This is a genomic window from Candidatus Pelagibacter sp. (assembly GCF_052049835.1).
Lineage (GTDB): Bacteria > Pseudomonadota > Alphaproteobacteria > Pelagibacterales > Pelagibacteraceae > Pelagibacter.
Window position 1 is genome coordinate 7,501 of record NZ_JBNGZF010000006.1, and the last position, 14,742, is coordinate 22,242.

At 30.6% G+C, this 14,742-nt stretch carries 11 protein-coding genes, 2 tRNA genes, 2 rRNA genes and 1 riboswitch (1 of these 16 only partly in view); of the genes, 3 read left to right on the forward strand and 12 right to left on the reverse strand.

Annotation, left to right across the window (positions count from 1 at the left end):
• From ACTT9R_RS04735 to ACTT9R_RS04750, 4 genes are all read right to left on the reverse strand, one after another.
• Positions 1-16, reverse strand: a 23S ribosomal RNA gene (locus ACTT9R_RS04735); it reaches 2,737 nt to the left of the window's first position.
• A gap of 130 nt (positions 17-146) precedes the next feature.
• Positions 147-222: transfer RNA gene (locus tag ACTT9R_RS04740), tRNA-Ala, on the reverse strand.
• Between the two features lie 12 nt (positions 223-234).
• Positions 235-311, reverse strand: a tRNA-Ile gene (locus ACTT9R_RS04745).
• 98 nt (positions 312-409) lie between these two features.
• Positions 410-1,884, reverse strand: a 16S ribosomal RNA gene (locus ACTT9R_RS04750).
• The 16S and 23S rRNA genes sit together here with 2 tRNA genes alongside, the layout of an rRNA operon.
• A gap of 336 nt (positions 1,885-2,220) precedes the next feature.
• Here ACTT9R_RS04750 and ACTT9R_RS04755 point away from each other — a divergent pair.
• The gene (locus ACTT9R_RS04755) at positions 2,221-3,513 is read left to right on the forward strand and encodes a peptidoglycan DD-metalloendopeptidase family protein (RefSeq protein ID WP_440926876.1); all 1,293 of its coding nucleotides are present in this window, start codon (positions 2,221-2,223) and stop codon (positions 3,511-3,513) included.
• Here ACTT9R_RS04755 and ACTT9R_RS04760 read toward each other — a convergent pair.
• Genes ACTT9R_RS04760 through ACTT9R_RS04780 form a run of 5 tightly spaced genes read right to left on the reverse strand, consistent with a single transcriptional unit; the run spans position 3,510 to position 8,191 of the window.
• Entirely contained in the window at positions 3,510-3,947 is a 438-nt protein-coding gene (locus ACTT9R_RS04760; RefSeq protein WP_440926877.1) for a DUF4167 domain-containing protein, read from the reverse strand. The two genes, ACTT9R_RS04755 and ACTT9R_RS04760, sit on opposite strands and share 4 nt — an antisense overlap.
• Before the next feature lie 10 nt (positions 3,948-3,957).
• A complete protein-coding gene (prmC, locus tag ACTT9R_RS04765; protein ID WP_440926878.1) occupies positions 3,958-4,800 on the reverse strand; it encodes a peptide chain release factor N(5)-glutamine methyltransferase in 843 nt (280 codons plus the stop codon).
• A gap of 3 nt (positions 4,801-4,803) precedes the next feature.
• Entirely contained in the window at positions 4,804-5,877 is a 1,074-nt protein-coding gene (prfA, locus tag ACTT9R_RS04770) for a peptide chain release factor 1 (protein ID WP_440926879.1), read from the reverse strand.
• A 2-nt stretch (positions 5,878-5,879) separates the two neighbouring features.
• Positions 5,880-6,974 (reverse strand): flavodoxin-dependent (E)-4-hydroxy-3-methylbut-2-enyl-diphosphate synthase, encoded by a 1,095-nt coding sequence (ispG, locus tag ACTT9R_RS04775; protein ID WP_440926880.1) that lies wholly within the window; start codon positions 6,972-6,974, stop codon positions 5,880-5,882.
• Between the two features lie 5 nt (positions 6,975-6,979).
• Complete coding sequence (locus ACTT9R_RS04780; protein ID WP_440926881.1) at positions 6,980-8,191, reverse strand: aspartate kinase; 1,212 nt, start codon at positions 8,189-8,191, stop codon at positions 6,980-6,982.
• A gap of 75 nt (positions 8,192-8,266) precedes the next feature.
• On the opposite strand from ACTT9R_RS04780, the gene ubiG reads away from it, so the two are divergent.
• Positions 8,267-8,989 carry a bifunctional 2-polyprenyl-6-hydroxyphenol methylase/3-demethylubiquinol 3-O-methyltransferase UbiG gene (gene ubiG, locus ACTT9R_RS04785; protein WP_440926882.1) on the forward strand — a complete coding sequence of 241 codons (723 nt, stop codon included), beginning with the start codon at positions 8,267-8,269 and terminating at the stop codon, positions 8,987-8,989.
• Here the strand turns inward: ubiG and ACTT9R_RS04790 are convergent.
• Positions 8,986-9,414, reverse strand: a complete 429-nt coding sequence (locus ACTT9R_RS04790) for a DUF1178 family protein (RefSeq protein WP_440926883.1) — start codon at positions 9,412-9,414, stop codon at positions 8,986-8,988. The genes ubiG and ACTT9R_RS04790 overlap by 4 nt on opposite strands.
• A 38-nt stretch (positions 9,415-9,452) precedes the next feature.
• Positions 9,453-10,754, reverse strand: coding sequence for a bifunctional glutamate N-acetyltransferase/amino-acid acetyltransferase ArgJ (argJ, locus tag ACTT9R_RS04795; RefSeq protein WP_440926884.1), 1,302 nt, complete (start codon positions 10,752-10,754; stop codon positions 9,453-9,455).
• Between the two features lie 65 nt (positions 10,755-10,819).
• On the opposite strand from argJ, the gene secA reads away from it, so the two are divergent.
• Positions 10,820-13,384, forward strand: a complete 2,565-nt coding sequence (gene secA / locus ACTT9R_RS04800) for a preprotein translocase subunit SecA (RefSeq protein ID WP_440926885.1) — start codon at positions 10,820-10,822, stop codon at positions 13,382-13,384.
• Between the two features lie 3 nt (positions 13,385-13,387).
• Here the strand turns inward: secA and ACTT9R_RS04805 are convergent, their stop codons facing one another.
• On the reverse strand, positions 13,388-14,482 hold the full coding sequence (locus tag ACTT9R_RS04805) for an acetyl-CoA carboxylase carboxyltransferase subunit alpha (protein ID WP_440926886.1): 1,095 nt from the start codon (positions 14,480-14,482) through the stop codon (positions 13,388-13,390).
• A 101-nt stretch (positions 14,483-14,583) separates the two neighbouring features.
• Positions 14,584-14,667, forward strand: a riboswitch (glycine riboswitch).
• Positions 14,668-14,742: the final 75 nt, after the last annotated feature.

A 14,742-nucleotide genomic window follows, 5' to 3' on the forward strand; every position in this document is an offset into this window, starting at 1 on the left:
CCTTAAACGCTTGATTTATGCACAGAAAAAAATTCTGTGTTGAATCAAATTTTTATTTTGAACATTAGCTAATAACATTACTAATGTTCGGATATAGATATTGATATTAATTATTATTATTCACAATTTTTTATAACTAAGTGTTTTGGTGGAGGATAGCGGGATCGAACCGCTGACCTCCTGAATGCAAATCAGGCGCTCTCCCAGCTGAGCTAATCCCCCAAGATCTTAAATTGGTGGGCCGAGAAAGACTCGAACTTTCGACCCCACCCTTATCAAGGGTGTGCTCTAACCAACTGAGCTACCGGCCCCCATGCAAGAGAAACACTACTTTAAGAAGAGAAATGAGGACGGTCAACATTATCCTGTATATTATTTAGAATGAAATATTACTTTCATTCATCCTTAGAAAGGAGGTAATCCAGCCGCAGGTTCCCCTACGGCTACCTTGTTACGACTTCACCCCAGTCGCTGACTATACCGTGGTCAAGGGTTTAAAACCTTGCCTTAAGGTAGAACCAACTCCCATGGTGTGACGGGCGGTGTGTACAAGACCCGGGAACGCATTCACCGTGGCACGCTGATCCACGATTACTAGTAATTCCAGCTTCATGCACTCGAGTTGCAGAGTGCAATCCGAACTGAGGTATCTTTTAAGGATTTGCTTAACTTCGCAGTCTTGCTTCCTGTTGTAGATACCATTGTAGCACGTGTGTAGCCCAACACGTAAGGGCCATGAGGACTTGACGTCATCCCCACCTTCCTCCAGCTTATCACTGGCAGTTCTTTCAGAGTGCCCAACTTAATGATGGCAACTAAAAGTGAGGGTTGCGCTCGTTGCGGGACTTAACCCAACATCTCACGACACGAGCTGACGACAGCCATGCAGCACCTGTGTTTCGTCCGGCCGAACCGAAAACTTTGATCTCTCAAAGTCGCGACGAACATGTCAAGTGTTGGTAAGGTTCTGCGCGTATCTTCGAATTAAACCACATGCTCCACTACTTGTGCGGGTCCCCGTCAATTCATTTGAGTTTTAACCTTGCGGTCGTACTCCCCAGGCGGTGTGTTTATCGCTTTCGCTGCGACACTGAAAATAAATTTCCAACGTCTAACACACATCGTTTACGGCATGGACTACGAGGGTATCTAATCCTCTTCGCTACCCATGCTTTCGTTCCTCAGTGTCAGTAATGATCCAGAAAGCTGCCTTCGCAATTGGTATTCTTTCTAATATCTACGAATTTCACCTCTACACTAGAAATTCTGCTTTCCTCTATCATACTCTAGCTGAAAAGTTTTGATGGCAGTTCCAGAGTTAAGCTCTGGGATTTCACCACCAACTTTTTCAACCACCTACGAACTCTTTAAGCCCAGTAATTCCGAACTACGCTAGGTCCCTTCGTATTACCGCGGCTGCTGGCACGAAGTTAGCCGGACCTTCTTATTCGGGTACAGTCATTTTCTTCCCCGACGAAAGAGCTTTACAACCCAAGGGCCTTCTTCACTCACGCGGCATCGCTGCATCAGAGTTTCCTCCATTGTGCAAGATTCCCCACTGCTGCCTCCCGTAGGAGTTTGGGCCGTGTCTCAGTCCCAATGTGGCTGATCATCCTCTCAAATCAGCTATTGATCACAGTCTTGGTAGGCCATTACCCCACCAACAAACTAATCAAGTGCAGGCTCATCCAATGGTGCATAAAGCTTTCTCCGTAAAGACTTATCCGGTATTAGCACAAGTTTCCTCGTGTTATTCCAGGCCAAAGGGCAGATACCTACATGTTACTCACCCGTCTGCCACTAAGTATTGCTACTTCGTTCGACTTGCATGTGTTAGGCGTGCCGCCAGCGTACGTTCTGAGCCATGATCAAACTCTCAAGTTTAAAAACGGCGCACACTAGCTTCCATATAAATTCTAAGAATAAAATTTATATGATGTTGAAGTGTGTACGACAAATTTTGGTAACCTTAACCGTCCACACTTCTCTTCTTAAATTTTTACGTTTTAAATAGCTAATTGAGCAAAAAAGGCTCAATAATCCTCACTTATTTATTGTTTAAACAATAATTTTATTGAGAAAGTTCAGTGCTTATAGGCTAAAATTAATGGAAATCAAGCATTTAAGAACAAAAAAACTAACAAAAATACACTATTTTAAAGGGTTTTTTTTGATTTTTGGTAACCGCTAAACTATTAATTGAATGTCTAGTAAAAATAAATGCTTAAAAATTTACAAAATAAAATCAAAAAAAATTTTGAAATTTCAGGGTTAATAATCCTAATCCTTTTTACAGTTTCTTTTACGAGTTACTTTAACTACAAAAAAAATTTAAATAATAAAACTTACAACAATTTTATTGATAACATTTATTTTAAAAAAACTTTAAGTCACTTAATTAATAATTTAGAACCAAAATATCAAAAAGTTAAACACAAAATTAGATCTGGAGAGACTTTCGATAAAATATTAGAGAGCTATTCTATTGAAAAATCTGAAATAAATAAAATTAAAAACTCACTTAAAAAAAAAGTAAATCTTAATAAGTTAAATACAAATCAAATAATTCAATTTAGTCTAGATAAAACAAACAACAAAATTGAGGAATTTATATATCAAGTTTCAAATACTCAAAAAATTTATCTCAAAAGAAATATTCAACAAGATAATTTTAGTAAAGAAGTTGTATCAATCAAATTAGAAAAAGAAATAATTTATAAAGAGAACTTAATTGTGCAAAGTTTATATAAAGCAGCTACTGATAAAAAAATACCAGCAAATATAATTGTTGAATTCGCTGGAATTTACGGATTTCAAATTGATTTCCAGAGAGATATTAGAAAAAAAGATAAATTTCAAATTATGTATGAAATTTTCTTAGACGAAAAAAATGAGATAGCGGAAACTGGAGAAATTCTTTTTGCAAACCTCAAATTAAGCGGACAGGATAATAATTTATATTATTTTGACTATAATGACAGTCAAGGTCACTATGACAAAAATGGTAAAAGTGTAAAAAAAGCTTTAATGAAAACACCAATTAATGGAGCAAGGCTCTCCTCACCATTTGGAATGCGAAAACATCCAATAGATGGTTACAACAAAATGCATCGTGGTACAGATTTTGCTGCCCCTATGGGAACACCCATAATGGCATCAGGTGATGGAGTTGTTAAAAAAGCTGGATGGTGTGGAGGAGGAGGTAATTGTGTTAAAATCAAACACAATTCAACATATCAAACTGTTTATGCTCATATGTCAAAATTTGCTAGAGGTATTAAACCTGGAGTAAGAGTTAAACAAGGTCAAACTATTGGTTATGTTGGCTCTACAGGTAAATCAACTGGTCCACATTTGCATTATGAAGTAATTGTAAATGGAAAAAAAGTTAATTCACAAAAATTAAAACTTCCTTCAGGCAAGATCTTAAAAGGTAAAGAAAGAAAACTATTTGAAACTAAAAAAATTAAGTTAGAAGTTCTTAAATCGGAAAAAATACTTGGAATAAACTAAATTATTTCCACTTGGGATTTAACTTCTTTTTGGGTTTTATCTTCATCACCTGAATTGTTGACTAAATCGTCACCACTAGTTTTTTTTAAATTTTCTGTATTCTCATCAGAAACTTCAGAATTGTTTTCTAAAAATTTGTCTTTTCTAAAGCTCTCTCTTTCATTAAGTATTCTCGTAAAGTGGTCTGCGTGCTGCAAGTAATTCTCAGATAAAATTTTATCTCCATTTGATAAAGCCTCTCTTGCCAAATCATTGTACTTTTCAATTAATTTTGGTGCGTTATGATTATTTCTTCCAGGAGCTTTTCTCTTGAAATTGTCATTATTTGAAAAGTTGGAGTTAAATTTAGGAGTATCGCCATTAGATTTAAAACTCCTAGTATTTCTTCTAAAGCTACCTCTTCTATTGTTATTATTATTTCTGAATGTTACCATATTTTTTAAGTTAAATTTTTGTACTAACTATGCACCTGTCATTATTTGCAATATCTTTTTGAATACTGTTTATATAAAAACCATTTTTTTTTAATAAATTAATAACTTCATTTTTTTGATCGAAACCAATCTCTAAAATAAGTTTGCCTCTTTTTTTTACCAGTTCAGAAGATTTTTTTATTACTTTCCTGATTTCTGATAAACCATCCAATCCACCATCTAACGCTAATTTTGGCTCAAACTCAGCAACATCTCTTTCCAAATACTTTAATTTATATGTTTTAATATAAGGAGGATTAGAAACAATTAAATCATATTTACCTAAATTGAATTTGTCAACATCTGATTTATATAATTTCAATCTAGAACTAACTTTATGAGCTATTGCGTTTTTTTTACTTATAATTAAACATTTTTTACTCAAATCTATACCAGTTCCACGAAAATTTTCTCTCTCTTTTAAAACTGATAAAATAATACAGCCTGAACCAACACCTATTTCTAAAATATTAATTTTACTTTTTTGTTTTGTTAACCTTAATATATTCTCAACAACCAATTCTGTATCAGGCCTTGGTATTAATATATCTTTTGTAATGAAAAACTCTGAATTCCAAAAAGACTTTTTTTGAGTTAAATATGCTACGGGTTTTCCTAAAGATCTCTGTTTAATTAACTTATAAAAGTTATTTAAATCATTCTTATTAATAGGATTACTGGAATTAAGTAAAATATAATTTCTATCTTTATTAATTGTTTTTGCCATCAAAATTTCAGAATCTAATAATGGGTTAGGTATAAATTTACTCTTTAAAATTTTTGAACCCTCATTTATAGCCAAATTGATATTCATATATTATTTTAAGTTGCTAAGACTTTCCTCTTGTGCTTGTAGAGTTAAAGACTCAATCATTTCATCAAATGCTTCTCCTTCTAAAAATTCATCTAATTTGTGAAGAGTTAAATTAATTCTATGATCTGTAACTCTTCCTTGAGGAAAGTTATATGTTCTTATTCTTTCTGATCTATCTCCTGTGCCAATTTTTGTCTTACGGTCTTGAGATCTTTCTTGGTCTATCCTTGATCTTTCCAATTCATATAAACGTGCTCTCAAAATTTTCATTCCTTTAGCTTTATTTTTATGTTGTGATTTTTCATCTTGTTGAGATACTGACAAACCTGTTGGTATATGGGTAATTCTAACTGCACTATCTGTTGTGTTAACCGATTGTCCACCTGGACCTCCTGCTCTAAAAACATCAATTCTTAAATCAGAATCGTTAATCTTTAAGTCAACTTCCTCGGCCTCAGGTAAAACAGCTACTGTTGCTGCTGATGTATGAACTCTTCCTTGAGTTTCGGTATCTGGAACTCTCTGTACTCTATGAACTCCACTCTCATACTTTAGTGTTGAATAAATATTAGTACCTTTAATTGAGGCTATAACTTCTTTTAAACCTCCTGCATCACTTCTAGATATTGAGATTAATTCTAAAGACCATTTTTTTTTGTTACTAACTTTTTCATACATTTTAAATAAATCTGATGCAAATAAACTTGCTTCTAATCCGCCTGTCCCTGCTCTTATTTCAATAATCGCATTTTTTTTATCTGCTTCATCTTTTGGCAACAAAAATAATTTTAATTTTTTTTCATTAGCTTCATATCGATTTTGTAAATCTATCAATTCTATATCTGCCATTTTTTTTAACTCTCCATCAGCAGAACTATCATTTAATATTTTCTCCAATTCTTCTTTTTCAGTTTGAAAAGAAATGTAATCTTTGGCACTTCCAACTATCTCATTTAAATCTGAGTATTCTTTTGATTTTTCGGCAAATAACTTGTTATCTAATCCACCAGTGGACAAATCTTTTTCTATAGATGAATGTCTTATAATTAATTCCTCAACTGTTTTTAAGGGTATCATTATTAGTTCTCTAGTTCAGATGCTTTTTTCTCAACTTCGCTTACAACTGTATTAATTATGTCATCAGTCAAAACTTTTTCATTCTGAACACCGGATAAATAAAGCATATTATTTCCTTTCCCCCCTCCGGTAATTCCAATATCTGTCATTGCAGCTTCTCCTGGTCCATTAACAACACAACCAATAATTGACAGTGTTATTGGAGTTTTTATATGAGCTAGTTTCTCTTCCAATATTTTGACAGTATCGATTACCTGAAATGCTTGTCTTGCACAAGAAGGGCAAGAAATGATCTTTACTCCTCTATTTCTCAGATTTAGTGATTTTAATATCTCATTACCAATTTTCACCTCTTGAGTTGGGTTGTCAGATAAAGAAATTCTAATAGTATCTCCAATTCCATCCATTAATAAACTACCAAGCCCTATGGATGATTTTATGCTACCAGATACAAAACTTCCTGCCTCTGTAATTCCAAGGTGTAAAGGATAATCTATAACTTTAGATAGTTGTCGATATGCTGCTATCGAAAGGAATACATCTGATGATTTGACACTTATCTTGAAATTTAAAAAATCTTTATCTTCTAAAATTTTTATATTTCTTAAAGCACTTTTAACTAATGCCTCTGGACAAGGCTCTTTAAATTCCTCTAAAATATCTTTTTCCAGAGAACCTGCATTTACTCCAATTCTTATTGAACAATTATTATTCTTTGCTGCTTTCAACACCTCGTGTATCTTTTTTTCATCTCCAATATTTCCTGGATTAATTCTTAAACAGCTAGCTCCATTTTCTGCTGCCTCAATAGCCCTTTTATAGTGAAAATGTATATCTGCAACTACTGGTATCGATACATGTTTTATTATTTTTTTTAATGCTTTTGAAGAATCCTCATCTGGACAAGACACTCTTACAATATCAGCACCTTCCTCAGCTATATCATTAATTTGTTTTATGGTTGCTTTAACATCTGTAGTTAAAGTATTCGTCATTGATTGAACAGAGATTGGATTGTCGCCCCCAATCTTTACATTTCCAACATTTATTACTTTTGTTTTTCTTCTTTTAATATCTCTAAATGGTCTTAAACTCATTGTAATTAATCTAATTTAAATTCTTTATGTAAAGCAGCTATTGCTCTTTTAACATGCTTAAAAGAAACTAGAACAGAAATTTTTATCTCTGAGGTAGAAATAACCAAAATATTAATTTTTTTTGAGGCTAGTGCCTGGAACATTCTATATGTTATACCTGGAGTCGTTATCATACCGACACCGATGATTGAAACTTTAGAAACACCTTTATCAAAAGATAACTTTTTAAAAGATATTTTTTTATTTTGTTTAATTAATTTTTCTGTTTTTTTTAAATCATCAGCTTTTATAGTAAATGTAAGATCTGTCTCTTTTCCATCTAAAGATATATTTTGAACCACCATATCTACATTGATAAGATTTTTCGATAGTGGTTTAAAAATAGAAGCAGCAACACCAGGTCTATCTTTTACTCCTACAATTGTAATTTTAGCATCATTTTTTGTTGATGAAATTCCAGTAATAATTTGGTCACTAAATGCTTTTTTAGAATCTGTTATTAAGGTACCAGATTTTGATACAAATGAAGATTTTACTTTAACATCAATCTTATTCAGCTTTGCATCCTGAACCGATGTAGGCTGCATTACTTTTGAACCGAGAGATGCCATTTCTAACATTTCGTCATAAAAAATTTTTTTAATTTTTTTTGCTTTTTTATACTGCCTTGGATCAGTAGTATAAACTCCATCTACGTCAGTATATATTATACACTCATCAGCTTTAATAAATTTTGCGAGCATAATTGCAGTTGCATCAGACCCGCTTCTTCCGATTGTTGTTATTCTTAAATCTTTACTTACACCCTGAAATCCTGTGATTATAGGTATTCCACCTGAATTTATATATCTATTTAGTTCTTTGATACCTATTGAACTAATCCTTGCACTTGAATGAGGACCATCTGTTAAAATAGGTAATTGCCATGATGTCCAAGATCTCGATTTAAACCCATTATGTTTTAGTCTACCAGCAATAAGTGCACATGATGCTTGCTCTCCAGTCGAAACTAATGCATCATATTCTGATGTATCAAAATTGCTACTTATAAGTTTAGATTTGTTAACTAACTCATTTGTCACACCACTCATTGCCGATGAAACAACTACTACCTTATTTTTTTTCTTTTTGTAAAAAGCAATAATTTTGCATACCTTTTTAATTCTATCTATAGTTCCTACAGATGTTCCACCAAATTTTAATACGATAGTTTTCATGCTAGCTTTAATTATTAATATTTAATAAATAATGGATAAAATACATCTAAATTATTATGTCAACTATTTATCACAATGACCAGTGTAAATAAAAAAGAAATAGATAAATTTTCTAAAATGGCCAATGAATGGTGGGATCCAGAGGGTAAATTCAAACCACTTCATAAATTTAATCCAACAAGAATAAAATATATAAAAGAAAATATTATTAATAATTTCAAATTAAAAAATAAATCCAAACCTTTATCAGGAATAAAAATTTTAGATATTGGATGTGGTGGAGGATTGTTATCTGAACCAATGTCAAGAATGGGCGCTAATGTAACAGGTATTGATGCATCTGATAAAAATATAAAAATTGCAAAACTTCATTCAAAAAAAAATAAGCTAAAAATTAATTATTTATGTTCATCACCAGAAAAACTTAAAATTGAAAAAAAATTTGATGTCATTTTAAATATGGAAATTGTTGAACACGTGGAAGATATAGATTTTTTTCTAAAGTCATGCTCAAAGCTTTTGAAAAAAAATGGACTAATGTTTGTTGCAACAATAAATAAAACTTTAAAATCTTATGTTTTTGCGATTGTTGGAGCAGAGTATGTTTTAAGGTGGCTACCAATTGGAACACACGAATGGGAAAAATTTGTTAAGCCTGAAGATCTTAAGAAAATTTTGATGAAGTATGATTTATCTCTCAATAAATTAGAGGGTATGAACTTTAATATTTTTAAGGATGAATGGAGTATCTCTAAAGATTTATCTGTAAATTACATAGCAAAGTTTATTAAATACTAATTTTCTTTTTCATCTATCCAAGGAATCATCTGAGCATCTATACCCTCTTCTTTTAATTCTTTTAAATCTTCCTTTGATGCACTACCGTAAATACCCTTTGATTTTTTTTTACCATTATAATGAATTGATCTAGCCTCATATGCAAAATTATCACCAACATAATTAAAGTTATCTTTAATAAATTTTTGATAATCTTTTATAGTTTTTTTTACTTTATTATACTTTTCTAAGTTTAATTTTTGATTAGTTTTTGATTTATGACTTATTAGCTGAGGTGCCATAATTGTTTTTTCAACTTTTTCTGAATTACAATTATGGCAATTCAAAAGCTTTTTCTTTTTTAGTCTTTCATACTCGTTTGAAGATGCAAACCAACTATCAAATTTTAAATTACATTCTTTACAAAAAAGTTTATATTTAATCATATTTATTAGTTAATTATAAAATTTAGGTTTTCAATAAGTTAACTTCTATAATCTGCATTAATTTCAATATATTTTTTTGTTAAATCCATAGTATAAGCCGTGAAGTTTTTATTTCCTGTAAAAGTTTCAATGTTTATTTCTATATTTTCAGATTTCATATAATTTGCTGTTTGTTTTTCATCATAACTTTGATTTAATTTTCCACCTTCTACAATTGTTATATTTCCAAACTTAACACATAATTTTTTTAAATTAATTTTAGGCCCAGCTTTACCGATTGCCATTATAACTCGGCCCCAATTTGGATCTTCTCCAGAAATTGCAGTTTTAACTAGTGGAGAATTTGCAATAGATAAAGCAATTTTTTTTGCATCTATCTCATTTTTACATTTGCCAACATTTATTGTTATGAATTTTGATGCCCCTTCACCATCTGAAACAATTCTTTTGGCCAAATTCAAAAGAACATTATTTAATGCTTTATCAAAATTTTTAATTTTATTTTCATTCACACTTTTTACTTGAGAATTTTTAACTTCATTAGTTGCAAAGATAGTTACCATATCATTGGTGCTGGTATCTCCATCACAAGAAATAGCATTAAATGTATTCGTTATATTTTTTTTTAATAGCTTTCCTAAAACGTCATTAGATAAAGTTGCATCAGTAAATATATACGCAAGTGTTGTAGCCATATTAGGATGTATCATTCCTGAACCTTTGGCAATTCCATATATTTTTACTTTTTCACTTCCAATATAACATTCCTCCATAGCTAATTTTGGCTTTGTATCTGTTGTCATGATTGCAAGTGCTGCCTTCATCCAAATAAATTTATTTTGAGTGTAAGTAATTTTTTTTATTAAATTTGGAATATTGTTAGAAATTTTTTCATATGGAAAAATTTCTCCAATAGTACCAGTACAACCAAATATTATATTCTTTGAAGAAATTTTCTTTGGACTCTCTTCGTCTTCTTCTTGTTTTTTATTTAATTGTTTAGCAGTTAAATCTGCTATTTTTTTTAAACTTTCATACCCTTGCTTTCCAGTGAAAGCATTTGCATTTCTTGTATTTACAATAAGAGAATATATTTTTTTTGGTCTTTGATTGATATTCCATTTTATATTTTCAGATACTATTTTTGACTGAGTATAAACAGAAGCATAATTTGCACCTTCTCTAAAATAAAACATAGTTAAATCATCTCTGATATCTTTATATAAATTTGCTGAAACAACCGAAATTGAAAGACCATCTAGATGATCAAGGTCTTGAAAATCAATCATTTTAGTATTTTTTGATTGAGATGATAAAAAATTTGTTAAATTAATTCCCATATTGTTTAAATTATTTATTTAATACATATATTAAACAATATAACTAAAGAATAAATCAAATAGTAATGTTCAACCCATTAAATTTAATAACAAAATTTATCAAATCTAGTAATCAAAAAGAGCTAGATAGAATTGGTAAAATTGTTGAAAAAATAAACTCACACGAGGAAGATTTTAAAAATTTAAATGACGATGACTTTCCAAAAAAAACAAATGAATTTAGAAATCAGTTAAAAGATGGAAAAACTTTAGACGAGTTACTTCCTGAAGCTTTTGCTTTAGTTAGAGAAGCTGCCAAAAGAACACGTAACGAGAGACACTTTAATGTTCAATTAATTGGAGGTGTTGCTTTGCATGAAGGTAAAATTGCTGAAATGAGAACTGGAGAAGGAAAAACTTTAACAATCACATTAGCTGCTTACTTAAATGCCTTAAGCGAAAAAGGTGTTCATATAGTTACTGTTAATGATTATCTTGCAAAAAGAGACTCGATAGAAATGGGAGACATATATAATTTTCTAGGTCTAACTTCTGGATTTATTAACAATTATCAAGATGATACTGAGCGTAAAAAAAATTACAAATGTGACATCACATATGCAACTAACAGTGAATTAGGTTTTGATTACCTGAGAGACAACATGAAATTCTCTGAAGAACAAATGGTTCAGAGAGAACATAATTTTTCAATTGTAGATGAGATAGATTCTTGTTTGATTGATGAAGCAAGAACACCTCTGGTTATATCTGGAGCTGCTGAGGATAAAACAGCTCAATATTTAGCAATTGATAAACTCATTAGAAATTTAAACGATAAGGATTATGAGATAGATGAAAAAGAAAAAAGTGTTCTATTAACAAATGATGGAATAAATAATGTAGAAAAACTTTTTTCTAATGCTGGAATTTTAAAAAATAATAATTTTTATGATCCAGAAAATTTACATTTGGTTCATCACGTTAATCAAGCATTACGTGCAAATCATTTATTTGAAAAAGGAAGAGATTATATTGTAGCGGATGGAAGTCTTAAAATTATTGACGAACTTACTGGGAGAATTTTAGAGGGTAGGCGTTTTGGAGATGGCTTACATCAAGCTCTTGAAGCTAAAGAAAAAATACAAGTTCAGGCTGAAAACCAAACATTAGCTTCAATAACTTATCAAAATTATTTTAAACTTTATAAAAAAATATCTGGTTGTACTGGTACAGCTGCTACTGAGTCTGAAGAGTTTTTTGAAATTTATAATCTGCCTGTTGTTGTCATTCCTACAAACAAAGAAATGATCCGAAAGGATTTTAATGATTTAATTTTTAGAACAGAAAAAGAAAAGAATGATGCTATTATAGAAAAAATAATTGAAAGAAATAAACTAGGTCAACCTATTTTAGTATTTACCTCAAGCATTAATAAATCTGAAGTTTATTCAAATTTATTAAATCAAAAAAATATTAAACATGAAGTGTTAAATGCAAAAAATCATGAAAATGAGGCTGAGATTATTGCAAATGCAGGAAAAGAAAATTCATTAATAATTACAACAAGTATTTCGGGAAGAGGAGTTGACATTCAACTTGGTGGCAGGAAAGGTTCTATTCCAGAAGACCAACTTAAAATAGATAAAGATAAAATTAAATCTTTAGGTGGTTTATTTGTAATTGGCACAGAAAGAATGGAGTCTAGAAGAGTTGATAACCAGGCAAGAGGAAGATCTGGAAGACAAGGAGATGAAGGCAGTTCAGTATTTTATGTTAGTCTAGAAGATGATTTAATGAGAATTTTTGGATCAGAGTCTATGAATAGTATGCTAGAAAAACTAGGACTCAAAGACGGAGAAAGCATTGATCATCCATGGATTAATAAAGCATTAGAGAGAGCTCAGCAGAAAGTTGAAGCTAGAAATTTTGATATAAGAAAAACACTTATTAAATTTGATAATGTTCTAAATGATCAAAGGCATGTTGTGTTTTCACAAAGAAAAAATGCGATGAATAGTGAAAATATCTTTGATTATTCAGATGAATTTTTAAAAGAAATATCTGATGATTTAATAAAGTTAAAAATTTCAAATTTATCCAATCCAAAAAGTAACGAATTTCACAACAAAACAAAGCAAATAATTGGAAAAAGTTTTGAAGAAACTGAATTTAAGAATTTAATTGAAGCTAAAGATAACGATTTTAAAAAAAAAATCTCTGACAAATTCCAAGAAACAAGAAACGAGCGTATTAAACTTCTAGGGGATAATCATGCTAAAGAAATAGAAAAAAGAATTTTTCTTCAATCAATCGATTTAAATTGGAAATCACATATTCAATATTTGGAGCAATTAAGACAAGTTATAGGGTTAAGATCTTATGGTCAGAGAGATCCGTTAGTTGAATATAAAAAAGAAGCATTTGAATTATTTTCAAATCTTCTAGAAAAATTAAAACTAGATTTTGTAACAATTCTTATGAACTTAAAAGTGGTAATGGAATCAAGCAACGAAAAACAGGATTCAAAGAAAATCGATATATCTGACAATCCAAAATGTTTATTGTTAATTAAAAAAAATCAAAAAATTTCTAGAAATGATAGATGTGAGGCTACAGGAAAAAAATTTAAAAACTGTTGTGGAGCCTTATAGAATTCAAATTAGTAAAAGGATTGAAGAAACTAAAATTAAACCACCAATAATAGCTAGTAATATTTTTTTTGATTTAAAAATTTGATCCAAATTATTTTTCTTAATGGTTAATGTACTTAGATCATCAGTGCTAGTTATAAAACCATCGTTTCTTCCAATTTTAAGAAATTTATTTTTTCTCTCGCTCATTATTTCTTCTGAAGATAATTCATCAAAATAATTTAAATTTTTTGTTAAAGTTTGTCTGACATTATTTAATATTATATCTCTATCTCTGTGCGCACCACCTAAAGGTTCGTCAATTATTTCATCTATAACTTTTAATTTTAATAAATCTTTAGCTGAAAGCTTCATAGCTTTTGCAGCATCAAGCATTTTTTTCGGATCTCTCCAAAGAATAGTTGCACATCCCTCTGGAGATATCACTGAATAAATTGCATTTTCTAACATTAGAACTTTGTTTGAAGAGGCTAATGCTATTGCTCCACCAGAACCACCCTCCCCTATAATTATTGCAATTGTTGGAACCTTAAGTTCCATACAGCACTCAATTGATTTCGCAATTGCTTCTGCTTGACCTCTTTCTTCAGCACCAACTCCCGGATATGCTCCTGGTGTATCAATAAAAGAAATTATCGGAATATTAAATTTATTTGCTAAATTCATTAACCTGATGGTTTTTCTATAACCTTCAGGCCTCATCATTCCAAAATTTCTCTCAATTCTGCTATCTAAATCTTCTCCTTTTTCTTGACCTATCACTAATACAGATTTTCCATTAAATTTTGCAAATCCAGTTAAAACTGATTTATCCTCACCGTAATATCTATCTCCAGATAGCGAGATAAAGTCATCAAATAAATTATCTATAAAAAATTTTGCTTTTGGTCTATCTTCGTGCCGAGCAACCATAGTAGTTTGCCAAGGATCCAGATTAGAATAAATATTTTTTAATTTTTCATCTATTTCATTTTGAGTACTTGAAATTTTTTGTGTATCCACCTCAGACAATCCCTCTTGATTGTAAGGATCTTTTAATTTTTCTAGTTCATTTTCTAGATCTTTAATTTCTGTTTCAAAATTTAGGTAATTTTTCATAATTTATTTATATCGGATCGTTAAAATACAAAAAAGGCAATAAAATGATTGTAAATAGAGTGTAATTCTTATTAATTGACTTAATTCTTTTAACAGATACAAATTAATCATCGGGAGAGACTATTTATAGCGCCGAAGGAGCAACCACCCCGGAAACTCTCAGGCAAAAGGACCGATTAAAGCATAACACTCTGGAAAGAGATTGATTTCCGCCGAAGGAGTAAAACTCTCAGGCAAAAATACAGATGGGGTACGAATTT